Annotated in this window: 21 protein-coding genes; 20 read left to right on the forward strand and 1 reads right to left on the reverse strand. The window is 68.4% G+C overall.

The window, feature by feature from the left end:
- The first annotated feature begins 21 nt into the window (after positions 1-21).
- The 3 genes from thrA to thrC are packed head-to-tail and all read left to right on the forward strand — an operon-like array spanning position 22 to position 4,753.
- Positions 22-2,526, forward strand: a complete 2,505-nt coding sequence (gene thrA, locus AC5P7A_RS17515; RefSeq protein WP_126412036.1) for a bifunctional aspartate kinase/homoserine dehydrogenase I — start codon at positions 22-24, stop codon at positions 2,524-2,526.
- Positions 2,523-3,437, forward strand: coding sequence for a homoserine kinase (locus tag AC5P7A_RS17520; RefSeq protein WP_049406512.1), 915 nt, complete (start codon positions 2,523-2,525; stop codon positions 3,435-3,437). Before thrA ends, AC5P7A_RS17520 begins: the two co-directional genes overlap by 4 nt.
- A 29-nt stretch (positions 3,438-3,466) precedes the next feature.
- Complete coding sequence (gene thrC, locus AC5P7A_RS17525; protein ID WP_495220412.1) at positions 3,467-4,753, forward strand: threonine synthase; 1,287 nt, start codon at positions 3,467-3,469, stop codon at positions 4,751-4,753.
- Positions 4,754-4,855: 102 nt separating this feature from the next.
- Here the strand turns inward: thrC and AC5P7A_RS17530 are convergent, their stop codons facing one another.
- On the reverse strand, positions 4,856-5,608 hold the full coding sequence (locus AC5P7A_RS17530; RefSeq protein ID WP_010482595.1) for a Crp/Fnr family transcriptional regulator: 753 nt from the start codon (positions 5,606-5,608) through the stop codon (positions 4,856-4,858).
- Between the two features lie 127 nt (positions 5,609-5,735).
- On the opposite strand from AC5P7A_RS17530, the gene hisS reads away from it, so the two are divergent.
- The 17 genes from hisS to AC5P7A_RS17615 all read left to right on the forward strand — a co-directional run bounded on the left by hisS (position 5,736) and on the right by AC5P7A_RS17615 (position 23,272).
- On the forward strand, positions 5,736-7,133 hold the full coding sequence (gene hisS, locus AC5P7A_RS17535; RefSeq protein WP_032958002.1) for a histidine--tRNA ligase: 1,398 nt from the start codon (positions 5,736-5,738) through the stop codon (positions 7,131-7,133).
- Between the two features lie 26 nt (positions 7,134-7,159).
- Positions 7,160-7,426: a hypothetical protein gene (locus tag AC5P7A_RS17540; protein ID WP_229653757.1), complete on the forward strand. Its 267-nt coding sequence runs from the start codon at positions 7,160-7,162 to the stop codon at positions 7,424-7,426.
- A 198-nt stretch (positions 7,427-7,624) separates the two neighbouring features.
- A complete protein-coding gene (locus AC5P7A_RS17545) occupies positions 7,625-7,933 on the forward strand; it encodes a YerC/YecD family TrpR-related protein (RefSeq protein WP_005416326.1) in 309 nt (102 codons plus the stop codon).
- Positions 7,934-7,967: 34 nt separating this feature from the next.
- On the forward strand, positions 7,968-8,879 hold the full coding sequence (gene hisG, locus AC5P7A_RS17550; protein WP_032957997.1) for an ATP phosphoribosyltransferase: 912 nt from the start codon (positions 7,968-7,970) through the stop codon (positions 8,877-8,879).
- Positions 8,876-10,171, forward strand: a complete 1,296-nt coding sequence (gene hisD, locus AC5P7A_RS17555) for a histidinol dehydrogenase (RefSeq protein ID WP_032957995.1) — start codon at positions 8,876-8,878, stop codon at positions 10,169-10,171. Before hisG ends, hisD begins: the two co-directional genes overlap by 4 nt.
- Positions 10,168-11,262, forward strand: coding sequence for a histidinol-phosphate transaminase (gene hisC, locus AC5P7A_RS17560; protein WP_049440829.1), 1,095 nt, complete (start codon positions 10,168-10,170; stop codon positions 11,260-11,262). The genes hisD and hisC overlap by 4 nt, the downstream gene beginning before the upstream one ends.
- Positions 11,259-12,332, forward strand: coding sequence for a bifunctional histidinol-phosphatase/imidazoleglycerol-phosphate dehydratase HisB (hisB, locus tag AC5P7A_RS17565; protein ID WP_053494372.1), 1,074 nt, complete (start codon positions 11,259-11,261; stop codon positions 12,330-12,332). The genes hisC and hisB overlap by 4 nt, the downstream gene beginning before the upstream one ends.
- Complete coding sequence (gene hisH, locus AC5P7A_RS17570) at positions 12,329-12,931, forward strand: imidazole glycerol phosphate synthase subunit HisH (protein WP_032957991.1); 603 nt, start codon at positions 12,329-12,331, stop codon at positions 12,929-12,931. Before hisB ends, hisH begins: the two co-directional genes overlap by 4 nt.
- Positions 12,928-13,662 (forward strand): 1-(5-phosphoribosyl)-5-[(5-phosphoribosylamino)methylideneamino]imidazole-4-carboxamide isomerase, encoded by a 735-nt coding sequence (hisA, locus tag AC5P7A_RS17575; RefSeq protein ID WP_014646952.1) that lies wholly within the window; start codon positions 12,928-12,930, stop codon positions 13,660-13,662. The genes hisH and hisA overlap by 4 nt, the downstream gene beginning before the upstream one ends.
- Positions 13,656-14,432 carry an imidazole glycerol phosphate synthase subunit HisF gene (gene hisF / locus AC5P7A_RS17580; RefSeq protein WP_014646953.1) on the forward strand — a complete coding sequence of 259 codons (777 nt, stop codon included), beginning with the start codon at positions 13,656-13,658 and terminating at the stop codon, positions 14,430-14,432. Before hisA ends, hisF begins: the two co-directional genes overlap by 7 nt.
- On the forward strand, positions 14,422-15,042 hold the full coding sequence (hisIE, locus tag AC5P7A_RS17585; RefSeq protein ID WP_014646954.1) for a bifunctional phosphoribosyl-AMP cyclohydrolase/phosphoribosyl-ATP diphosphatase HisIE: 621 nt from the start codon (positions 14,422-14,424) through the stop codon (positions 15,040-15,042). Before hisF ends, hisIE begins: the two co-directional genes overlap by 11 nt.
- A gap of 98 nt (positions 15,043-15,140) precedes the next feature.
- Positions 15,141-16,730, forward strand: coding sequence for a calcineurin-like phosphoesterase C-terminal domain-containing protein (locus AC5P7A_RS17590; protein ID WP_049440835.1), 1,590 nt, complete (start codon positions 15,141-15,143; stop codon positions 16,728-16,730).
- A 36-nt stretch (positions 16,731-16,766) separates the two neighbouring features.
- On the forward strand, positions 16,767-17,051 hold the full coding sequence (locus tag AC5P7A_RS17595) for a hypothetical protein (RefSeq protein ID WP_005409434.1): 285 nt from the start codon (positions 16,767-16,769) through the stop codon (positions 17,049-17,051).
- Positions 17,052-17,135: 84 nt separating this feature from the next.
- A complete protein-coding gene (locus AC5P7A_RS17600; protein ID WP_049440838.1) occupies positions 17,136-18,158 on the forward strand; it encodes a glucokinase in 1,023 nt (340 codons plus the stop codon).
- 51 nt (positions 18,159-18,209) lie between these two features.
- Positions 18,210-19,208 carry a glycosylasparaginase gene (locus AC5P7A_RS17605; RefSeq protein ID WP_041863371.1) on the forward strand — a complete coding sequence of 333 codons (999 nt, stop codon included), beginning with the start codon at positions 18,210-18,212 and terminating at the stop codon, positions 19,206-19,208.
- On the forward strand, positions 19,205-19,936 hold the full coding sequence (locus AC5P7A_RS17610) for a copper homeostasis protein CutC (RefSeq protein ID WP_075076818.1): 732 nt from the start codon (positions 19,205-19,207) through the stop codon (positions 19,934-19,936). The genes AC5P7A_RS17605 and AC5P7A_RS17610 overlap by 4 nt, the downstream gene beginning before the upstream one ends.
- A 378-nt stretch (positions 19,937-20,314) precedes the next feature.
- On the forward strand, positions 20,315-23,272 hold the full coding sequence (locus tag AC5P7A_RS17615) for a TonB-dependent receptor domain-containing protein (RefSeq protein WP_197606777.1): 2,958 nt from the start codon (positions 20,315-20,317) through the stop codon (positions 23,270-23,272).
- The last annotated feature ends 81 nt before the right edge of the window (positions 23,273-23,353 follow it).

Below are 23,353 nucleotides of genomic sequence, written 5' to 3' on the forward strand. Positions count from 1 at the left end.
GGGCCTCCTACCGAGGTCTGCATGTCTTCCCACGCCCCCGCCCATCCCGTTGCCCCGGCCGATCTGGCTGCACCGTCCACTGTCGTGCACAAGTTCGGCGGCACCTCGGTGGCCGATGCCGAACGCTATCGCCATGTTGCCGGCCTGCTGCTGGCCCGTCCTGAGTCGCTGCAGGTCACTGTCGTCTCGGCGATGAAGGGGGTCACCGACGCGCTGATCGATCTGGCGCAGCTGGCGGCAAAGGGTGACCAGGGTTGGCGCGAGGCCTGGCATGCCCTGCGCGCGCGCCACCGTGGCGCCGCCGTGGCGCTGCTGGGCGAGCAGGTCGGCGAGACGGTCGAATGGATCGACGCCCGCTTCGATCAGCTGGCCGAAGTGCTGGCGGCGCTGGCGGTGATCGGCGAGCTGCCGCGCGAGGTGCTGGACCGCGTGCAGGGCCTGGGCGAAGTGTTCTCCGCGCAGCTGCTTGGCACCCACCTGCGTGCCTTGGGCGAAGACTGTGCGGTGCTCGATGCGCGCGATGTGCTGGTGGTCGGGCATGGCGAGCTGGGCGTCGATGTCGACTGGGAAGCCAGCGCCGACCGCCTCGCGCAATGGCGCCTTCAACATCCTCAGCCGCGCCTGGTCGCCACCGGTTTCGTCGCGCGTGACCGTGATGACCGCATCACCACCCTGGGGCGCAACGGCAGTGACTACTCCGGCGCGATCTTCGCCGCGCTGTTCAATGCCGATGAACTGCACATCTGGACCGACGTCGACGGCGTGCTGTCAGCCGACCCGCGGCTGGTACCCGAAGCCGTGCAGCTCGAATCGCTCAGCTACGACGAGGCCTGCGAACTGGCTTACTTCGGCGCCAAAGTGGTGCACCCGCAGACGATGTCGCCGGCGATCCGCCTGGGCCTGCCGATCTTCATCCGCAATACGTTCCAACCGGCGCATCCGGGTACGCGCATCAGTGCCGAGCGCTCGCCGCGTGGGCCGGTAAAGGGCCTGACCCTGAGCCCGGGCCTGGCCCTGTTGAACCTGGAAGGCACCGGCCTGATCGGCGTGCCAGGCACTGCAGAGCGCGTATTCGCTGCCCTGCGCCAGGCGCAGGTGTCGGTGGTGATGATCTCGCAGGGTTCGTCGGAACATTCGATCTGCTGCGTGGTGCGCGCCGCCGAAGCTGCACGTGGCCGCGAGGCGCTGCTGCATGCGTTTGCGCATGAGCTGTCGGTGGGCCAGGTGCAGCGCGTGCAGGTCAGCGAGGGCGTCAGCGTTCTGGCGGCAGTGGGCGACGGCATGGCCGGCCAACCTGGCGTGGCGGCGCGCCTGTTCGAGGCGCTGGGCCGCGCGCAGGTGAACATCCTGGCAATCGCGCAGGGCTCGTCCGAGCGCAACATTTCGGTGGCGGTGGACAGTGCCGATGCCACCCGCGCCCTGCGCGCCGCGCATGCCGGCTTCTGGCTGTCGCCGCAGACCTTCGCGGTGGGTGTGATCGGGCCTGGCAACGTCGGTGCCGCGCTGCTGGACCAGCTGCTGGCCGCGCGCCCGCAGTTGCTGGCCAAGGCCAATGTCGACCTGCGCCTGCGCGCACTGGCCTCGCGTTCGCGCATGCGGCTGGATGCGGATGGGCTGCATGCCGACTGGCGCGAAGCCCTTCAGCAGGCGGGTGAGCCCAGCGATCTGGATCGCTTCACCGAACACCTGCTGGCCGCGCACCTGCCGCATGCGGTGGTGATCGACTGCAGTGGCAGTGCCGAGGTGGCCGAGCGCTATGAGGGCTGGCTGGCAGCCGGCATCCACGTGGTCACCCCGAACAAACAGGCCGGCGCCGGGCCGCTGCCGCGCTACCAGCGCATCCGCGCCGCGGCGGCGGCCAGTGGTGCGCGTTTCCGCTACGAGGCCACGGTGGGCGCGGGCCTGCCGGTGATCACCACGCTGCGTGACCTGGTCGATACCGGTGACGAGGTGCTGGCCGTCGAAGGCATCTTCTCCGGCACGCTGGCCTGGCTGTTCAACCGCTTCGATGGCAGCCAGCCATTCTCGCAGCTGGTCGCGCAGGCGCGGTCGATGGGCTACACCGAGCCGGACCCGCGTGACGATCTTTCGGGCGTGGACGTGGCGCGCAAGCTGGTGATCCTGGCCCGCGAAGCCGGCCACGCGCTCAGTCTTGAGCAGGTGGAAGTGGAAAGCCTGGTGCCGGCGCTGCTGCGCGAGGGCAGCGTGGATGACTTCATGGCGCGGCTGGGCGAGTCCGACGCCAACCTGCTGCAACGCCTGCAGGATGCGCGGGCGCGTGGTGCGGTGCTGCGCTATGTGGCACAGCTGGGTGCCGACGGCGCCTCGGTGGGGCTGCAGGAACTGCCGGCCGATCATGCCTTCGCCAACCTGCGGCTGACCGACAACGTGGTGCAGTTCCGCACCCGTCGCTACTGCGACAACCCATTGGTGGTGCAGGGGCCGGGTGCGGGTCCGGAGGTGACGGCAGCGGGTGTGTTCGCGGACCTGCTGCGGGTCGCCGCCGGTGAAGGAGCGCGGCTGTGATCGCACGTGCGTTCGCGCCTGCCTCGGTGGCCAACGTGGCAGTGGGCTTCGACATTCTCGGCCATGCCATTGCCGGTATCGGCGATACCGTGAGCGTGCGCCGCATCGACGAGCCGGCGGTGCGGATCGATGCGATCCGTGGCAGTGCCGTCGCGCTGCCACTGGACGCCGCCGGCAACACCGCCGGGGCTGCGCTGATGTCGCTGCGCGAAGGCCTGGGCCTGGATTTCGGTTTCGCGGTCGAGATCGACAAGGGCATCCCGTTCGGTTCCGGCATGGGCGGTTCGGCAGCGTCGAGTGTCGCGGCGCTGGTCGCCGCCAATGCGCTGCTGCAGGCCCCGTTGCCGCGCGAAGCGCTGTACCCCTACGCGCTGGACGGTGAGGCGGTGGCCAGTGGTGGCCGTCACGGTGACAACGTCGGCCCGCTGCTGCTGGGTGGCCTGGCGCTGTGCACGGCCGATCGCCTGTTGCCGGTCCCGGTGCCTGCCAGCTGGCACAGCCTGCTGGTGCATCCGCATGCGGTGCTGGAAACGCGCCGTGCCCGCCAGGCCCTGCAGGGCAGCTATGCGCTGGGCGAGTTCGTGGCCCAGAGCGCGAACCTCGCGCTGGTGCTCAGTGGTTGCCATCGCAGTGATGCGACGCTGGTACGCGCAGGACTGCGCGACGTGCTGGTCGAACCGCGACGGGCCGGATTGATTGCCGGCTTCGAGGCCGCCCGTGATGCAGCGCTGTCGGCCCATGCAATGGGCGCGGGCATCTCCGGTGCCGGACCCAGTGTGTTCGCCTGGTTCGAGGACGCCGACCAGGCCCGTGCCGCCGTGGCGCCGGTGCAGGCAGCGTTCGCTGCGGCCGGCTTCGACAGTGACGCCTGGGTATCGCCGCTGGATGCGCCGGGAGCCCGGCTGTGCTGAATCCTTCCCCTTCTCTGGAAACCGATCCCATGCAATTTGTTTCGACCCGCGGCCAGTCTCCCGCCGTTGGCCTCAGCGCCGCGATCGCCGCCGGATTGGCGCCCGATGGCGGGCTGTATGTTCCTGCGCGTCTGCCGGCCGCGCGCGAGCTGCAGGCCGGGACGACCCTGGCCGATACCGCCGCCGATCTGCTGGCACCGTTGTTTGCGGGCGATGCACTCGAGACTGCACTTCCGGCGATCTGCCGCGAAGCGTTCGACTTCCCGGTGCCGCTGCGTGCACTCGGCGAGGGTGACCACGTGCTGGAGCTGTTCCATGGGCCGACGGCGGCATTCAAGGATATCGGCGCGCGCTTCCTGGCCGGTACGCTGTCGCGGCTGCAGGTCGGCAAGGATCGCGATCTGACGATCGTCGTCGCCACGTCCGGCGATACGGGTGCCGCCGTTGCGGCGGCCTTCCATCGCCAGCCGGGCGTGCGCGTGGTGGTGCTGTATCCGGAGGGCCGCGTGTCTCCGCGCCAGGCGCATCAGCTCGGTTGTTTCGGCGACAACATCCAGGCTCTGCGCGTGACGGGCGCATTCGACGATTGCCAGGCGATGGTCAAGCAGGCGCTGGCCGACCGCGAACTGCAGGCGCAGGTGCCGTTGAGCTCGGCCAACAGCATCAGCCTGGGCCGACTGCTGCCGCAGATGAGCTACTACGCGCATGCAGCGTTGACCCACTACGCCGCGCATCGTCGCCGGCTCAACCTGGTGGTGCCGACCGGCAATCTGGGCAACGCGATGGCGGCCGTGCTGGCGCGCGCGCTGGGCGTGCCGATCGGCCAGGTCGTGCTGGCCACCAATGCCAATGCCGTGCTGTCGGCGTACTTCAATGGTGGCGACTACCAGCCGCAGGCCAGTGTGGCGACGGTGGCCAATGCAATGGACGTGGGTGCGCCGAGCAACTTCGAGCGACTGCGCTGGCTCTACCACGGCGACGACGCAGAACTGCGTGCAGCTTTCCGCGCGTTCGCGGTAGATGACGTGACCATCCGCGCGACGATTGCCGCAGCGCATGCCAGCCGCGGCGAGCTGTTCTGCCCGCACACGGCGACGGCGGTGAAGGTGCTGCAGGATCTGCGCGCGCGCGGTGCCAAGGGCGACTGGGCGGCGGTGGCTACGGCGCATCCAGCCAAGTTCGAGGCTGTGGTCGAGCCGCTGATCGGCGAAACGGTGGCGGTGCCACCTGCGCTGGATGCCTTGCTGCAGCGACCAGCGCGCGCCGAACCATTGGCGGCAGATTACGCGGCCTTGCGCGAGGTGTTGCTGCGTTGATCGCAGATGGAGGTGGTTGCCGGCCAGCGGCCGGCACTACCCGTGTTGCATCCGTCCGGTAGTGCCGGCCGCTGGCCGGCAACCCAACCAACCGCGATACGGTCAGATCAACCCTTCACCGGCCAGCGTGCGCAGCCCATCCTCGTCGAGGATCTCCACCACGTTCAGGTGGGGCAGGGCGATCAGCCCCTGCTGGCGCAGCTTGGTGAAGGTGCGGCTGACCGTTTCCATGGTCAGGCCCAGATGGTCGGCGATATCGCCGCGGCCCATCGGCAGCGACACGCGCAGGCCGTCGCCCCCCAGCTTGGCCTCGCGCGCGGCCAGGCGCAGCAGGAAATCGGCCAGCTTCTCGGCCGGCTGCAGGCGTGCCAGCGCCAGCGCAGCATCCTGTGCGGCATCCAGTTCCTGGCAGGCGCGCTGCAGCAGCTTGCGCTCCAGGTGCGGGAAGCGGCTGCGCAGGGCCTTCATCTGTGGCAGCGCGACGCGGCACACGCGGCTGTCGGCGATGGCCTCGATGTCGTAGCGATGGTGGTCGCTGCCGCTCAGGCCAAGGTAGTCGCCGGGCAGCACGAAACCGTTGATCTGGCGCCGGCCGTCGGCCAGGGTGCGCACCAGGCGCAGTGCGCCTGCGGTCAATGTATAGACATGGTCGCGCTCTTCGCCGGTGCGGGCCAGCGTGCTGCCCATGCTGACCTGCTGCGAGACGGTGACCTGTTCCAGCGCCTGCACTTCGTCTGGCGACAGCGCCGAGCACACCGCAAGGTGCCGAACCGAGCAGTGCAGGCAGTCCAGCGTGGTGCAGGACGGCGAGGCGGGATCGTTGGTGGCGGGCGGAGCGCCGGAAGGCCGTGACATGTTGCGGGGGGCGTATCGCGGGCGGGGAGGGCCTTATGATACTTCAAGCGGCCGTTCGACCCTGCCCGAGGCGGGGGCGCTAGAATGTTGCCCCCTCCCACGTCCCGTTCCAGCAGGAGTTCCGCCCGTGATCAAGCCCCGTACCCCGCCCGGCACCCTTGAGCTGCTGCCGCGCGAGCAGATTGCGTTCCAGCGCATGCTGGACGTCATCCGCCGCAACTACGAGCGCTTCGGGTTCCTGCCGGTGGAGACGCCGGTGTTCGAGCTGTCCGACGTGCTGTTGACCAAGTCCGGTGGTGAGACCGAGCGCCAGGTGTATTTCGTGCAGTCCACCGGCGCGCTGGCCAACGCGGCCGAGTCGGGCGACCGTTCGCTGCCGGAAATGGCGCTGCGCTTCGACCTGACCGTGCCGCTGGCACGCTACGTGGCCGAGCACGAACACGAACTGACCTTCCCGTTCCGCCGTTACCAGATGCAGCGCGTGTACCGCGGCGAGCGTGCCCAGCGCGGTCGTTTCCGCGAGTTCTACCAGTGCGATATCGACGTGATCGGCAAGGACAGCCTGAGCGTGCGGTACGACGCTGAAGTGCTGGCGGTCATCCATGCGGTGTTCTCGGAACTGCGCATCGGTGACTTCAGCATCCAGCTGAACAACCGCAAGCTGATGCGCGGCTTCTTCGAGAGCCTGGGCGTGGCTGAAGGCGAGCGCCAGCTGGCGGTGCTGCGCGAAGTGGACAAGCTGGACAAGCGTGGCGCCGATTACGTTCGCGAGACGCTGGTGGGCGAGGGCTTCAACATCCCGGCAGAACAGGTCGAGAAGATCCTGGCCTTCGTCGCTGTGCGTTCGCAGGGCCATGCCGATGCGCTGGCGCAGCTGGCGACGCTGGAAGCCGACGCCGGTTCTTCGGAGATCCTGCGTACCGGCGTCGCCGAACTGCGCGAAGTGCTGCAGCTGGTGCAGGCGCTGGGCGTGCCGGAAACCGCATACTGCCTGAACTTCTCCATTGCGCGCGGCCTGGACTATTACACCGGCACCGTCTACGAGACCACGCTGACCGACCACCCGCAGATCGGCTCGATCTGTTCGGGCGGCCGTTACGAAGACCTGGCCAGCCACTACAGCAAGTCGAAGCTGCCGGGCGTGGGTATCTCCATCGGCCTGTCGCGCCTGTTCTGGCAGCTGCGCGAGGCGGGCCTGATCGACGGCATCGAAGCCAGCAGCGTGCAGGCGCTGGTGGCGCTGATGGACGAGCAGGGCATGCCGCAGTCGCTGGACATCGCGCGCCGCCTGCGCGCCGGTGGCATCAATACCGAAGTGCAGATGGAGCCGAAGAAGATCGGCAAGCAGTTCCAGTACGCGGCCAAGGCCGGCATCCGCTTCGTGGTGCTGGCCGGTGAAGACGAGCTCGCGCGCGGCGTGGTGGCGGTGAAGGACCTGCTGCGTGAACAGCAGTTCGAAGTGTCGCGCGACGAGCTGGCCAGCACCCTGCTGGTGGAGCTGGAGCAGTCCAGGGCTATGGTGTGAAGCCGGCCGTCGCAGGGGTACTCACCGTGCTCCTGTTGGCGGGCTGCCAGAGTGACCCGGTGCTGCGCAGTGATCGGCTGGGCCCGGCGCAGTACCGGCTGCAGGTTGATCGCTGTCACGTGATCGACCGCGCGCAGCTTGAGGGCGACCTGCGGGCCCTGGCCTCGCGGAAGTGCCCGGCGGGTGCAGGGGCGTTGCAGAACATCCAGTCCCTGCCGAGCCGGCAGGGCAGCCTGTTCGGGGAGTGCCCGCGGCGCGGGACGCTGCAGGCGGAGGTGCGTTGCCTGCCCTGAGTCGAGCCAGGTTGTTGATTTGAAAGCAGAACGCCCGCCCTTTGGTGGGCGTTCTGCATTTCCGGCATCCGGTCCAGGGGTCAGATCCGTTTTCCTTTGGAAAACGGACCTGACCCCATGAGGCTCCGATTTGACGCACCGCGCAAGAATGCGCTAATGTACTAACGCGCTATTACATTGATGCATGGACCCGACCCCGTGAAAGCCCGCCCCGAGATTGCCGCCAAAGACCCGAAGGCCGACCTGGAAGCCCTGGCCCGGGCCTTTGCCGCGCTGCGCGAGCCGGAGCAGGTCGAGGCATTCCTGCGCGACCTGTGCACCCCGGCCGAGCTGGAGGCCATGGCCGACCGCTGGAAGGTGGTGCCGCTGCTGCAGCAGGGCGTGCCGTACCGCGAGATCCACGAGCGCACCGGCGTCAGCGTGACCACCACCGGACGGGTGGCACGCACGCTCGAGCATGGCCATCGAGGCTATGCCGCCGCCATCGACCGCCTTGCTTCGCGCTGATCCGCGCCCCGTTCCGAACTTCGAGACCTCCCCCATGAGTGCAACCCAGGCAGCGCCGGCACGAGACCGGCTGCGTATCGCCATCCAGAAGAGTGGCCGGCTGGCCGAGCCCGCCCGCAACCTGCTCAGCGCCTGTGGTCTGAGCTGGCGCGAAAGCCGCGACAAGCTGTTCTGCTACGGCGAATCGCTGCCGGTGGACCTGTTGCTGGTGCGCGACGACGACATCCCCGGCCTGATCGCCGATGGCGTCTGCGACCTCGGCATCGTCGGTCGCAATGAACTGGACGAGCAGGCCGCAGCGCGTCGCCAGATCGGCCTGCCGGACGCCTACCAGGCGCTGCGCGGGCTGGGCTTCGGCCAGTGCCGGCTGATGCTGGCGGTGCCCGAGGAATGGCAGTGGCAGGGTCCGGCGCAGCTGGCCGGCACCCGCATCGCCACCAGCTACCCGGCCATCCTCAAGCAGTGGCTGGCGGAGCAGGGCGTGGACGCGCAGGTGGTCGAGCTGTCCGGGTCGGTGGAAATCGCCCCGCGCCTGGGTACCGCCGACCTGATCTGCGATCTGGTCTCCAGCGGCGCCACGCTGCGTGCCAACCAGTTGACCCCGGTACACAACCTGCTCGACAGCGAGGCGGTGCTGGCTGGTGCGATGCGCGTGCCGGATGACGCACGTGCATCGCTGCGCGCGATGCTGCTGCGCCGCCTCGACGGCGTGGTGCAGCGCCAGGACCGCAAGCTGCTGATGTTCCGTGCCAGCGAAGATCGCGTCGACGCGCTGGCGCAGCTGCTGGCCGATGCCGAGCCGCTGGTGCGGCTGCCGGCCGATGGTGGCGCGCTGCGCCTGCAGACCATGTGCCCCGGCCCGCTGAGCTGGCAGCGCATGGAAGAACTCGAGCGCGCGGGCGCGCAGGGCCTGATGGTACTGAGCGTGGAGCGATCGCTGGCATGAACCGTCTGATCTGGTCCCGACTTGATGAGGCCGCGCGCAGCGCGGCATTGACCCGCCCGGTGCAGGCCGTGGCGCAGCAGACCCGCGATGCCGTAGCGGCCCTGATCGCGCAGGTGCGTGCACAGGGCGACGATGCGCTGCGTGCGATTACGGCGCGTTTCGATGGCGTCGAGCTGGCCTCGTTTGAAGTTTCCGAAGCCGAATTCGCCGCTGCCGAAGCCGCCGTGCCCGCCGAACTGCGACAGGCGATGGTGGACGCCGCCGAACGCATTGCGCGCTTCCACGCCGCTGGCATGGGCAAAGGCTATGCAGTTGAAACCGCGCCGGGCGTGGTCTGCGAACGCATGCTGCGGCCGATCGGCCGGGTGGGCCTGTACGTACCGGCTGGCAGCGCGCCGTTGCCGTCCACCGCGTTGATGCTGGGCGTTCCGGCGCAGCTGGCCGGTTGCCCGCAGGTGGTGCTGTGCACCCCGCCGCGCGCCGACGGCAGTGCCGATCCGGCAGTGCTGGTAGCCGCCCGCCTGACCGGCGTGCAGCGCGTGTTCAAGCTGGGCGGCGCGCAGGCGATCGCGGCGATGGCCTATGGCACGGCCAGCATTCCGGCCTGCGACAAGCTGTTCGGGCCGGGCAACAGCTTCGTTACCGAAGCCAAGCAGCAGGTCGCACAGGACGGCGCCGCCGCCATCGACATGCCTGCCGGTCCTTCGGAGGTGCTGGTGATTGCCGATGCTGGCGCCAATCCGGCGTTCGTCGCCGCCGACCTGCTGTCGCAGGCCGAGCACGGTCCGGATTCGCAGGTGCTGCTGCTGACCGACGACGCCGTGATGCTGGCGGCGGTCGAAGCCGAGGTTGAGCGCCAGGTGGCCCTGCTGCCGCGCCAGCAGATCGCGCGCCAGGCACTGTCGGCATCGCGGCTGGTGCAGGTCGATGCGTTGGACGAGGCGTTCGCGATCAGCAACCGCTATGCACCAGAGCACCTGATCCTGGCCCTGCGTGATCCGCGCGCATGGCTGGACAAGGTGCAGGCGGCCGGCTCGGTGTTCCTGGGCGATTACACCCCCGAAGCACTGGGTGACTACTGCAGCGGCACCAACCACGTATTGCCCACCGCCGGTGCCGCGCGTGCCTACAGCGGCGTGAGCGTTGCCAGCTTCCAGAACCTGATCAGCGTGCAGAGCGCCAGCGCCGCCGGCCTGGCCGCGATCGGCGGCTGCGCGCGCATCATCGCCCGTGCCGAAGGCCTGGATGCGCACGAGCGTGCCGTTGCGTTGCGCATGGAGGTGGCGGCATGAGCGCGGCGATCGATGAGGTGCTGGCACTGGTGCGCCCGGACCTGCAGGCCTTCGCCGGCTACAGCTCGGCACGCAGCGCGGCGGTGCAGGGCGAGGTCTGGTTGAATGCCAATGAGTCGGCCTGGGCCAATGCGGCCGATCCCGCAGGCAGCAGCCGGCGCTATCCGGAGCCGCAGCCGCTCGCGCTGCGCGAGGGACTGGCGGCGCTGTACGGCGTGACGCCACAGCAGCTGCTGATCGGTCGCGGCAGCGACGAAGCCATTGATCTGCTGGTGCGCGCGCTGTGCGTGCCGGGTCGCGATGGCGTGCTGGTCACGCCGCCGGTGTTTGGCATGTACGCCGTCTGCGCACGCCTGCAGGGTGCCGCCTTGATTGAAGTGCCGCTGGTGGACAGCGAGGATGGACTGCGCACCGATCTGGATGCGGTGATCGACGCGGCCAAGGCGCAGGGTGCCAAGCTGGTGTTCCTGTGTGCGCCGTCGAACCCGGCCGGCAGTGACATCGCCCTGGATGAGGTCGAGCGCGTGGCGGTTGCGCTGCGCGGGCAGGCGCTGGTCGTGGTGGACGAGGCCTATGTCGAGTATGCACAACGGCCGTCGGCGACCACGTTGCTGGCCGCGCACGCCAATCTGGCGGTGCTGCGCACGCTGTCGAAGGCGCACGCGCTCGCGGCCGCCCGCGTTGGCACGCTGATCGCTGCCCCGGAGCTGATTGCCCTGCTGCGTCGCTGCCAGGCGCCGTACCCGGTGCCGACGCCGTGCGCGGAACTGGCCGTGCAGGCACTGCAGCCGGCCGCGCTGGCGCGCACCGCCGAGCGCGTGACCACGGTGATCGCCGAGCGCGAGCGCCTGCGTGCAGCCCTGGTCGGCCTGCCCGGCGTGTGCCGGGTGTATGCCTCGGCCGGCAACTACCTGCTGGTCCGCTTCGCCGATCCCCAGTCCGCGTTCGATACGCTGCTGGCTGCGGGCGTGGTGGTGCGCGACCAGCGCGCTGCGCCGCAGCTGGGTGATGCGCTGCGCATCAGCATCGGCAGCCCCGAAGAGAATGACCGCGTGCTTGCGGCCCTGTCGGCGCGGAGGGCCGCAGCATGACCCCGATCCTGTTCATTGACCGCGACGGTACCCTCATCGAGGAGCCGTCCGACTTCCAGATCGACGCCTACGAAAAGCTGCGCTTCGTGCCGCAGGTGATCCCGGCGCTGCTGAAGCTGCGTGATGCCGGCTACCAGTTCGTGATCGTCACCAACCAGGACGGCCTCGGCAGCGACAGCTACCCGCGCGCCAGCTTCGATGGCCCCAACGACCTGATGCTGCAGATCTTCGAGAGCCAGGGCATCACCTTCCGTGACGTGCTGATCGATTCCAGCTGGCCGCAGGACAATGCGCCGACCCGCAAGCCGGGCATCGGCCTGATGACCGCCTACCTGCAGGACCGCAGCATCGACTGGGCACGCTCGGGCATGGTCGGTGACCGGATCACCGACCTGCAGTTTGCCGCCAACCTCAACATCCGTGGTTTCCAGCTGCGCACCGCGCAGTTTGGTGGGCAGTGGGACTGGCCGGGAATCGCCCATGCGCTGGCCGACGCGCCGCGCACCGCCGTTGTCCAGCGCAACACCAAAGAAACGAAGATCCGCGTTGAGCTGGACCTGGACCGCGCGGGCGATGCACGCATTGCCACCGGCCTGCCGTTCTTCGACCACATGCTGGAGCAGATCGGCAAGCACGGCGGCTTCGCGCTGGACATCCAGGCCGAGGGTGACCTGCACATCGACGAGCACCACACCATCGAGGACACCGGGCTGGCCCTGGGCCAGGCCCTGCGCGAGGCGTTGGGCGACAAGCGCGGCATTGGCCGTTACGGCTTCACCCTGCCCATGGACGAGACCCTGGCCAGCGCTGCGCTGGACTTCAGCGGCCGTCCCTATTTCGTGTTCGAGGGCGAGTTCAAGCGCGAGCGCGTGGGCGATATGCCGACCGAGCTGGTGCCGCACTTCTTCCGTTCGCTGTGCGATGCCAGCGGTTTGAACCTCAACCTGCAGGTGCGCGGCGACAATGATCACCACAAGGTGGAGGCCTGCTTCAAGGCGCTGGCGCGCGCGCTGCGTCCGGCGCTGGCCCGGCAGGGCACGGCACTGCCGAGTACCAAGGGGGCGTTGTGAGCGATGTTGCGCTGATCGATGCCGGTGGCGCCAACCTGGGCTCGGTGCGCTACGCACTGGAGCGCCTGGGCGCGACGGTGCGGCTGGTGCGCGATGCGGACGGCCTGGTTGGTGCGCGGCGGGTGATCCTGCCCGGCGTCGGCGCCGCCGGTCCCGGCATGCAGCGCCTGCACGCTCAGGGCCTGGTGGAACCGCTGCAGCGACTGGAGGTGCCGTTGATGGGCATCTGCCTTGGCATGCAGCTGCTGTTCGAACGCTCCGAGGAAGCGGGCGTAGAGACACTGGGACTGATTCCGGGCGTGGTACGCAAGCTGGTGCCGGCCTGTGGCATCCGCGTGCCGCACATGGGCTGGAACCGCCTGCTGCCGCTGCGCGAATCGCTGTTGCTGCAGGGCGTGCCGGAACGCGCCAGCGCCTACTTCGTGCACAGCTATGCGGCGCCGCTCAATACCCACACCGTCGCTGCCTGCGACCACGGTGGCCTGTTCACCGCCGTGGTGGAGCAGGGGCGCTACTACGGCGCACAGTTCCATCCCGAGCGCTCCGGCGAGACCGGCTCGCTGATGCTGCGCAACTTCCTCGAGGGCACTGCTGCATGAGTTTCATCGTCTACCCCGCGCTGGATATCCGCGACGGCCGCGTGGTGCGGCTGCGCCAGGGCGACTACGCGCAGGAAACCTCCTATGGGGATGACCCTCTGCCGCGCGCGCAGGCCTTCGCCGCGCAGGGCGCGCAGTGGATGCATCTGGTCGACCTGGATGCCGCACGGGCCGGTGGCTACACGCTGGCGCCGCTGTTGGCATCCATTCGTGCGCAGACCCCGCTGCAGGTGCAGACCGGCGGTGGCGTGCGCGGCCGCGACGATGTGGCGCGCATCCTCGACGCTGGCGCCGGCCGCGTGGTGGTGGGTTCGCTGGCGGTGCGTCGTCCCGATGAAGTGGTCGGCTGGCTGGAGGAATTCGGCGCCGATCGCATCACGATTGCGCTGGACGCGCGCCAGGACGCACAGGGGCAGTGGCAGCTGCCGGTGCACGGATGGACCGAGAACGCCGGGGTGACCCTGGATGACCTGGCCCGGCGCTACGCGCGCGCCGGCATGCGCCATCTGCTGTGCACCGACATCGCCCGCGACGGCATGCTGGCCGGGCCCAACATCAGCCTCTACCAGCACCTGTCGGCGCTGTTGCCGGGTGTGGCGGTGCAGGCGTCCGGTGGCATCCGTGACGTGGCCGATGTGGCCGAGGCGCGTGCTGCCGGCTGCGGCGGTGCCATCCTCGGCAAGGCACTGCTGGAGCAGCGCATGGACCTGAGCGAGGCGTTGGCATGTTGAGCCGCCGCATCATTCCGTGCCTGGACGTGCGCGATGGCCGCGTGGTCAAGGGCGTGCGCTTCCGCGATCACGTCGACATGGGCGACATCGCCGAGTTGGCACAGCGCTATCGCGACCAGGGCGCGGACGAGCTGGTGTTCTATGACATCGGCGCCAGTCCCGAGGCACGGTCGGTTGACGTCGCCTGGATCGAGCGCATCGCGCGCCTGATCGACATTCCGTTCTGTGTGGCCGGTGGCATCGACAGCGTGGAAACCGCGCGCCGCGTGCTGTTCGCCGGTGCCGACAAGGTGTCGATCAATTCGCCGGCGCTGGGCCGGCCGGAGCTGATCACCGAGCTGGCGGACGAGTTCGGCGTGCAGTGCGTTGTGGTGGGGGTCGATTCGGTGCGCGAGGCCGACGGGCAATGGCGGGTGCGTCGTTTCAGCGGCGATCCGGACAAGACCCAGGCGGTGCCGCTGCGCACGCTCGACTGGATCGTCGAAGCGCAACGGCGTGGAGCCGGTGAGATCGTGCTGAACTGCATGGACAGCGACGGTGTGCGCCGTGGCTACGATGTCGTGCAGCTGCAGCAGGCGCGGGCGCTGTGCCAGGTGCCGCTGATTGCCTCCGGTGGTGCCGGAGCGATGGAGCACTTCGCCGACGCCTTCGACCAGGCCGACGTCGACGGTGCGTTGGCGGCCAGTGTGTTCCACAGCGGCGCCATCGCCATTCCAGAATTGAAGCGCTACCTGCGCGGACAGCAGATCGAGGTGCGGGATGTCTATTGAAGTGAGGCCATCGCTGGATGCGCTGCAGGCGCTGGACTGGGGCAAGGGCGACGGCCTGCTGCCGGCCGTGGTGCAGGATGCCGATACCCTGCAGGTGCTGATGCTGGGCTATGTCAGCGCCGAATCGCTGGCGGCTACGCTGGCCATCGGCCACATGACCTTTTTCAGCCGCAGCAAGCAGCGGTTGTGGACCAAGGGCGAGCAGTCCGGCAACGTGCTGGTGGTGCAGTCGATCCGTGTCGACTGCGACGCCGATACGCTGCTGGTGATGGCGCGCCCGGCCGGGCCGACCTGCCACACCGGTGCCGAGAGCTGTTTCGACCAGGCGCCGAAGGATTTCCTGGGTGGGCTGGGCCAGCTGGTGGCCATGCGTGACGCGCAGCGCCCTCCCGGCAGCTACACCACCAGCCTGTTTGAAGGCGGCATCCGCCGCATCGCGCAGAAGGTGGGTGAGGAGGGCGTGGAGACCGCATTGGCCGCCGTGGCGCAGGATGATGAGGCATTGCTGGGCGAGGCGTCGGACCTGCTGTACCACCTGCTGGTGCTGCTGCGCGCGCGCGGGCTGTCGCTGGATGATGCGCGCGCGGTGCTGGAAAAACGCCATCGTTGAGGAAGGCGTACGGACCAGCGGTCCGCACCCACCTCTGCAATGCAGCCGAGCATGGCTCGGCTCTACAATAGGTGGTCTTCTTCTTTCCCGGACCGCCCATGAAACTGCCTGCCGCCTGGCTGTGCTGCCTGTTGCTGACCTCGCCGGCCTGGGCCGCGGACACCGTGGTCAGCGGCAAGGTCTATCTGGAGCGTGACGGCAAGCCCGGCCGCGGCGCGACCGATCCGGGCCTGGCCGGGGTGCAGGTTTCCAACGGCGAGACCATCGTCAAGACTGCCGCTGACGGCAGCTACAGCCTGCCGGTGCGCGACGGCCAGACCGTATTCGTGATCAAGCCCGATGCCTACGCCTTCCCGAAGGCGGCGGACGGCCTGCCTTCGTTCTGGCGCCACTACCGCCCGAACGGCTCGCCGGCGCTGAAGTACGGGGGCATCGCCGCGACCAGCGACGTCACCCGCAACTGGGACTTCGCCCTGCAGTCGGATCGGCATGACAGCCGTCGTGGTTTCCAGATGCTGGTGTTCACCGATTCGCAGACCGCCAGCCTGAAGGACATCGGCTACTACCAGCAGTCGATCGTGGCGCCACTGGTCGGCCAGACCAGGGCACGCATGGGCACCACCTTGGGCGACATCGTCAACGACGACCTGACCCTGTACCCGGCGATCAACAAGGTCACCACCGAACTCGGCGTGCCGTGGTTCCACGTGCCGGGCAACCATGACCTCGACTTCGATGCGGCCAGCGACGAACACTCACTGGACAGCTGGCGCAACATCTACGGCCCGGACACCTACGCGGTGGAAGAGGGCGGCGCCAGTTTCGTGTTCCTGGACGACGTGGTGTACGACCCCAAGGCCAGGCCGAAGTACATCGGCGGCCTGCGCGAAGACCAGTTCGCATTCCTCGCCAGCTACCTGAAGGGCCTGCACAAGGACCGCCTGCTGGTGCTGGGCATGCACATCCCGCTGTTCGACGCGGCGCCGGGGCGCGAGACCTTCCGCCATGCTGACCGCCAGCGCCTGTTCGACCTGCTGAAGGACTTCCGCAACGTACTGGTGCTCAGCGGCCACAGCCACACCCAGCAGCACGTCTACCACGGCAAGGCCGAGGGCTGGAACGGCGACAAGCCGCTGCACGAATACAACGTCGGTGCCAACTGCGGTGCGTTCTGGTCGGGCGTGAAGAATGCCGCTGGCGTGCCAGACAGCACCATGAGCGACGGCACGCCGAAGGGCCATGCATTGCTCGACGTGGCCGGCAACGGCAGCTATCGCCTGCAGTACCGCGTGGCCGGCAGGCCGGCCAGCGAGCAGATCGGCCTGCACGCGCCGAAGGTGCTGCGCCAGGGGGCCTACCCGGCGTGGGGTGTCTACGCCAACGTCTACATGGGCGAGGATCGGAGCGTGGTCGAGTACCGTGTCGATGGCGGCGCCTGGCAGCCGATGAAGCAGGTCAGCCAGCCCGACCCGCGCCTGATGGTGGAGAACGTGGCCGATGATCTGGCCAGCAGCCTGCGCGGCTACGACCGTTCGCCGGAGGCCACTGCGTCGCCGCACCTGTGGCGTGGCGCGCTGCCGACCGATCTTGCAGTGGGCAGCCATAAGGTCGAGGTACGCTCCACCCAGCCTGATGGCGCAGTGTTCACCGCCACCACCAGCTACAGCCTGCAGACTGCCCAGCCCTGACCCCCGCGCACCAGCGCTCCAGCGAAAGGACCCCGCATGGATATCCGCTTCATGGCCGGCACCACACCGGTGACCCTCAGCCGCCACTGGTTCACCGGCGCGATGCTGCTGCAGAGCGCCACCGAGAAGGTCTGGGTGCAGCACCCGCTGCATCCGGGCACCCACTTCTCGTTCTCGCTGGTACAGTCGTGGCTGCGCCACATCGCCGGCCACGAAGTGCTGGTCGAGCGCACCCGGCCGCTGTTGTTCGCCGGCTTCCGCCCACAGCGCCTGCGCGTGCTGGTGGATGGGGTGCAGGTGGCCGAACAGGAAGGCATGTAGGTTCACCTGAACCACCGGCGCGCTAGGCAAAGCCGTCCCGATGCCTGAGAATCGGGGCGATTCAATCGATCCAAGCAGGCCAGCGTGACCATCGCAGCAGCGTCAACGGTTTCCTCCGACTCCGCCCGCGGCGGTCTTCCGCGCCGTCTGGTCGTCGCCGATGTCGGCGGCACCTTTGCCCGGCTCGCGCTGGCAGAAACCCGACCCGGCCAGACGCCGCTGCTGGGCAGCCACCGTACCTATGCCTGTGCCGAGCATTCCAGCCTGGCCGCGATCCTGGCCGATTTCACCGCCGGCCTCGGCCACCCGGTGCAGACCGCGGTGGTCGCCATCGCTGGCCTGCTGGATGGCGATGTGCTGATCAACTCGAACCTGCCGTGGACGGTCTCGCTGTCGGCCACCCGCGCGCAGTCCGGGCTGCACGACCTGCAGCTGATCAATGATTTCGAAGCGGTGGCGTTGGCCATCCCCTACCTGCAGCCGGAAGCCCTGGTGCCACTGAACGGCGACGCCGATCCGGCGCAGGCCTTCCCGGCGCTGGTACTGGGCGCGGGTACCGGGCTGGGCGCCGCGCTGCGTTTCGCTGATGGCGAGCGTCCGGTGCTGGCCAGCGAGATCGGTCATGCCGCGCTGGGCGCCGGCAACGCGCTGGAACTGCAGGTGCTGGGCCGTCTGCTGCAGCGTTGGCCGCACGTGGACAACGAGCGCGTGCTGTCCGGCAGCGGCCTGATGAACCTGTATCCGTGCCTGTGCGAACTGCGCGGCGTCACCCCGGTGTGGAACAGTACGGAGGCGCTGATCGGCGCCGCGCGTGGCGGTGAGGATGCACTGGCGGTGGAAACGTTGCAGGTCTTCTGTGCGTGGCTGGGCAGCCTGGCCGGCGACGCGGCGATCGCCGTCGGCGCGCGCTCGGTGTACCTGGCCGGTGGCATTTCCGCGCATGTGCAGGATTTCCTGGCCGATGGCCGCTTCCGTGAGCGCTTCCTCAACAAGGGCGTGCTGACCGAGGTGCTGCGCCAGGTGCCGGTGTGGCGCGTGGAGCATGGCCAGCTGGGCGTGCTCGGCGCAGCGGTCTGGCACGCCGCACGGCAGCCCACGCACGACTGATCGGCAGGGTTGGCATCGGGCCGGCCGTGCATTGCAGACTGGGAGGGGAAAATGGTGGATCGCAGGCAGTTCCTGCAGGCCGGTGCACTGGCCGCAGGCATGGCGGCATTGCCGGGCGTGCAGGCGCGCACGCAGGGTGGGGCCCGGGTGGTCTCCACCTGGGACTTTGGCGTACCGGCCAACCAGGCCGCATGGAAGGTGCTGGCGCAGGGTGGCAGCGCGCTGGATGCGGTGGAGGCGGGCGCACGCTGGGCCGAGAGCGAGCTGTGCAACCCTACCGTTGGCCATTGCGGCAATCCGGATCGCGACGGCGTGCTGAGCCTGGATGCGAGCATCATGGACGGCGATGGCCGTTGTGGTGCAGTGGCCGCGCTGGTGGACATCCTGCATCCGGTGTCGGTGGCCCGCAAAGTGATGGAGAACAGCCCGCATGTGCTGCTGGTCGGCGAGGGCGCGCAGCAGTTCGCGGTGCAGCAGGGGTTCGAGCGCAAGCATCTGCTGACGCCGCAGGCCGAAGCGGCCTGGCGCGAGTGGCTGAAGACCGAGAAGTACCAGCCGCAGATCAATGCCGAGCGCCGTGGCATTCCCGGCAACAGCGACAACCACGACACCATCGGCATGCTGGCACTGGATGCCAAGGGCCAGCTGGCCGGTGCTTGCACCACCAGCGGCATGGCGTGGAAACTGCACGGTCGCGTTGGCGACAGTCCGATCATCGGCGCCGGCCTGTACGTCGACAACGACGTCGGCGCGGCCACTGCTTCGGGGGTGGGTGAAGAGATGATCCGCAACGCGGCTTCGTTCCTGGTGGTCGAGCTGATGCGCCAGGGGCGTTCACCGGCGCAGGCCTGCCGTGAAGCCATCGACCGCGTGGTGCGCAAGCGCCCGGAAGCGAGCAGAACGTTGCAGGTGTGCTTCCTGGCCATGAACAAGCAGGGCGAGGTCGGCGCCTATGCGCTGCATCGTGGCTTCGTCTATGCGGTGTGCGATGCGCAGCGCCAGGATGACCTGCGTGACTCGCCGTCGATCTACACGAGCACCCAGGCGTGAGTACGCGGCTGACCCTGGAGATCGCCAGCAACTCGCTGGCCTCGGCGCTGGCCGCGCAGGCTGGCGGCGCCGACCGCATCGAACTGTTCGACAACCTGGCCGAGGGCGGCACCACGCCGTCGTTCGCCAGCATCGCGATGGCCCGCGAGCGCCTGTCGATTCCGCTGTTCGTGCTGGTGCGGCCACGCCCGGGCGACTTCCACTACGACGCGCTGGAAACCGAACTGATGCTGCGTGACATCGCGCAGTGCCGCGCGCTGGGTTGCGATGGCGTGGTGATCGGCGCGCTGGACGTGCAGGGCGGCATCGACCTGGCGCTGTGCCGGGAACTGGTGCAGGCCGCCGGGCCGTTGCAGGTGACCTTCCATCGCGCCTTCGACGCCGCCCGCGATCTGCCGGCGGCGCTGGAGCAGGTGATCGGGCTGGGCTGCCAGCGCGTGCTGACCTCGGGCGGGCAGGCCAGCGCCGAGGCCGGTGCCGATGTGCTGGCGGGCCTGGTCACCCAGGCGGCGGGGCGCATCACGGTGATGGCTGGCGCCGGATTGGCCCCGGGCAACATCGCAACCGTCGCGCGGCAGACCGGCTGTACCGAACTGCACGCCTCCGCAAAAGGCCTGCGCCGCTCGGCGATGCAGTTCCAGAACCCGGCGCTGCGCGGTCTGGACCCGGACTGGAGCCAGACCGCCGCCGCTACCGTGGCCGCGCTGCGGCAGGCGCTGGACGGCTGATCGAATCCGTCGGGCATGGCCCGGGGTCAGATCCCTTCTGCGAAGGGATCTGACCCCTGTCGCAACCCCGGCCGCAGGCACGCGACGGACAAAACCGTTCCGCGCGCGATTGTCGTGATCATGTCACTACCTCGTGCGCCGTTCTGTCAGCGATGCGTCGCAACTCTTTGATTGTTCTGGACACCGGCAGCCGATAGCGGCATCTCGCCGGCTGTTGCTGCGTTGCCGCATGCCGGGCGTGGTTCAGCTGTGCTTTAGTTTGGATCGATCCACAGGGGAGGTGCCATATCGGTCGTGAACCGATCCAAGCGCCTGGATCCGTCGTAGTGCCGCGCCACCGTCCGCCCGTGCGTCCACATCTTCGAAGAGCAACCACCCATGGCTCAGATCGTCCACAAGCGTCGCCACCTGCTGTCCCAGGCCCTGATCCTGGCCCTGTTGCCGCTGGCAGCCAGCGCGCAGGAAGCTGCCAGTTCGTCCACCAAGGATCTGGACGCGGTCACCGTCACCGGCTCGCGCATCAAGCGCGCCAGCGTCGAGGGCCCGGCGCCGGTCAACGTGATCACCGCCGCGCAGATCCAGAAGGAAGGCTTTGTCAGCGTGTACGACGCGCTGAAGACCCTCACCGAGGCCACAGGCACCGTTGAAGCCGCATCGCAATGGGGCTCGCATACGCCCAATGCCAGCGGCCTGAACCTGCGCGGGATGGGCCCGAACCGCTCGCTGCTGCTGGTCAATGGCCGTCGTGTAGCGGATTACCCGCTGCCCTACGGTGGCGAAACCAACTTCTCCAACTACGGCAACATTCCGGCCGCGGCGGTGGAGCGCATTGAAGTGCTGACCGGTGGCGCCTCGGCCATCTACGGTTCGGATGCGATCGCCGGCGTGGTCAACGTCATCCTCAAAACCAACTACGACGGCGACGAAGTGCGCGTGCGCGGCGGCACTTCCAGCGAAGGCGGACGTGATACCTGGGATCTGTCCTGGGCCGGTGGCAAGACCGGCGAAAACTGGAGCGTGACCTACGCGCTGCAGTACACCAAGCGCGACCCGCTGTTCGGGCGTGATCGCCCGCAGATGGACGATGCCGACGATGCGCCGTACCCGTCCTGGAACATGGAACAACGCAAGGTCGGCTTCCGTCCCACCGCCGGTCTGGCGCTGATCGATCCGACCACGGGCCAGCGCCTGGCGCCGCCCACCGGCACCTGCGAAAAATTCGACGGCGAGTATTACACCGCCGATCGATTGGTCTACAACTACGCCGCCAACCGCATCACCAACACCGGCCGCCTGTGCGGCACGAGCGCCGACTACGCCAACTGGCTGCTTACCGGCGGCGCCGAGAACGTGTCCGGAAACCTGTACGCCACCTTCGATTTCAGCAATGACCTGCAGGCCTGGACCAACCTGGCGGTGTATCGCTCCGAAGCGATCTGGGGCACCAATCCGCCCGGCGTGTCGCTGATCGACGATGACAACGGCTATTACTGGGATGCCAACCGCAACCGGCCGATCCTGGGCGTGCGCCAGTTCACCCCGAACGAAGTCGGGGGCCTGGATACGCTGCGCAACACCAACCGCGAACTGTCCTGGGACTGGAGCGCGGGCCTGCGCGGGCGCCTGGCCGACCGTTTTGACTGGAGTGCCACGGTGGGGCGTTCCTATTACCGCGTGGAAGAACGGCAGAACGTGGTCGACAAGCAGAAGTCGTATGACTACTTCCTTGGCCCGCGCCTGGGCACCACCGCCGATGGCGAGGCGATCTATGCGTTGAACGAATCGCGCTGGTGGAACCCGCTGACGCCGGACCAGTACTGGCAGATGGGGACCGTGGCGAAGAACCGCGCGGCGTCATGGGTCAACCAGGCGTCGGCGGATATCACCGGCGAGCTGTTCCAGGGCTGGGCCGGCCCGATTTCGTTTGCGGCGGTGGCTGAAGTCGCGCAGCAGGGCTATCACCTCAGTCCGGACCCGCGCGCTGGCATCGACTTCGACCTGCAGAATGTCGATCGCGGCGGCGGCGAGCGTACCCGCTACTCGGCCGGCGTCGAGTTCAAGATCCCGCTGCTGGACAGCGTGACCGCCACTGCGGCCGCGCGCTACGACCGCTATGGCAACTACAAGGCCGATGACAGCAGCGAAGCGCTGGACATCGGCAGCCAGAAGGAAACCACCTGGAACGTCGGCCTGGAATGGCGCCCGGTCGAATCGCTGCTGGTGCGTGGCTCGTACGCCACCAGCTTCCATGCGCCGGACATGCATTACCTGCTGGGCCAGCCGAGCAGTTCGGAAGTGCAGACCTATGACCGCCTGCGCTGCATCCAGAGCGGCGCGTACCTGGTCAACAACTGTGGCGTGGGCAACACCGACGTCTGGTACACGTTCGACGTGAACCGGCGTGGGACGCCGCTGCTGCGCTCGGAGACCGGTGATTCGTGGACGGTCGGCTTCGTCTGGGACGTGCTGCCGAACCTGTCGGTCAGTGCCGACTACTGGGCGATCAAGCTGGAAGACATGATCGTCGACGTCGGCGCCGATGAGGTGCTGGCCAGCGAGGCCGGCTGCCTGACCGGCAAGAACATGGACGGTACGCCATGGGCCAACCCGGCCGGTGGCGAGTACTGCGCCGGCATCCTGGCCCGCGTGAACCGTGACAGCAACGGTCGCCTGGTATCGATCGAGCGCGGCCCGTTCAACCTGGCCAGCCGCGAGGTGCGCGGCATCGACCTGACCGCGCGCTATCGCCTGGAAACCGCGCGGTGGGGCAGCTTCCAGCTGGGCGTGAACTACACCAACCAGATCTCGACCAAGGAGCAACGCTACGCCGCCGACCCGAATCCGGAACGCCGCGATCGTGACCTGCGCAGCAAGCTGCGCGCGAGCCTGGCCTGGCAGCGCGGCAACTGGAACGCCAACGTCTATGCCGACCGCATCGGTTCGGTGCCGGGCGTGCGCTACCACTGGGGTACCGACCGCCTGGACAACCCTGGTGGCTGCCTGCCGTTCGCCGATGGCTACGTGCCCAGTGACAGCCCGTCGCTGAACTGCCTGGAGCCGGCACGGCTGCCGGATGGTTCGGTGAACCCGAACCCCAACGCCGGGCAGCAGACGGCGCGCTACTACGGTCGAGTGGGGCCGTTCATCACCTGGAACTTCAACGTGGGCTACCAGCTGACCGAACACGCGAAGGTAAACGTGTACGTCAACAACGCCTTCAACGCCGCCAGCTGGAACCACAAGGACCCGTACAAGCTGGATTACGACTTCGCTCCGACCCGCCTGCTGGGCGCGGTCGGCCGCGAGTTCGCGTTGGAGTATGTGTTCACCTTCTGAGGTGACCTGCCTCCGCCGGTAGGTCCACGCCATGCGTGGATATGGACACCCGGGTGCTCATTCAGGAAATGCGGACAGGCT

It is taken from the genome of Stenotrophomonas sp. YJH_SMC_65 (genome assembly GCF_059369475.1).

Excerpts from the sequence above, each read along its gene's own strand:
- AC5P7A_RS17605 (WP_041863371.1), top strand. The coding sequence starts at position 18,210 with ATGGTGGATCGCAGGCAGTTCCTGCAGGCCGGTGCACTGGCCGCAGGC.
- hisF (WP_014646953.1), top strand. The coding sequence starts at position 13,656 with ATGTTGAGCCGCCGCATCATTCCGTGCCTGGACGTGCGCGATGGCCGC.
- AC5P7A_RS17530 (WP_010482595.1), bottom strand. The coding sequence starts at position 5,608 with ATGTCACGGCCTTCCGGCGCTCCGCCCGCCACCAACGATCCCGCCTCG.
- hisG (WP_032957997.1), top strand. The coding sequence starts at position 7,968 with ATGAGTGCAACCCAGGCAGCGCCGGCACGAGACCGGCTGCGTATCGCC.
- AC5P7A_RS17590 (WP_049440835.1), top strand. The coding sequence starts at position 15,141 with ATGAAACTGCCTGCCGCCTGGCTGTGCTGCCTGTTGCTGACCTCGCCG.
- hisD (WP_032957995.1), top strand. The coding sequence starts at position 8,876 with ATGAACCGTCTGATCTGGTCCCGACTTGATGAGGCCGCGCGCAGCGCG.
- AC5P7A_RS17595 (WP_005409434.1), top strand. The coding sequence starts at position 16,767 with ATGGATATCCGCTTCATGGCCGGCACCACACCGGTGACCCTCAGCCGC.
- hisC (WP_049440829.1), top strand. The coding sequence starts at position 10,168 with ATGAGCGCGGCGATCGATGAGGTGCTGGCACTGGTGCGCCCGGACCTG.
- thrA (WP_126412036.1), top strand. The coding sequence starts at position 22 with ATGTCTTCCCACGCCCCCGCCCATCCCGTTGCCCCGGCCGATCTGGCT.
- hisB (WP_053494372.1), top strand. The coding sequence starts at position 11,259 with ATGACCCCGATCCTGTTCATTGACCGCGACGGTACCCTCATCGAGGAG.
- AC5P7A_RS17615 (WP_197606777.1), top strand. The coding sequence starts at position 20,315 with ATGGCTCAGATCGTCCACAAGCGTCGCCACCTGCTGTCCCAGGCCCTG.
- thrC (WP_495220412.1), top strand. The coding sequence starts at position 3,467 with ATGCAATTTGTTTCGACCCGCGGCCAGTCTCCCGCCGTTGGCCTCAGC.
- hisA (WP_014646952.1), top strand. The coding sequence starts at position 12,928 with ATGAGTTTCATCGTCTACCCCGCGCTGGATATCCGCGACGGCCGCGTG.
- hisIE (WP_014646954.1), top strand. The coding sequence starts at position 14,422 with ATGTCTATTGAAGTGAGGCCATCGCTGGATGCGCTGCAGGCGCTGGAC.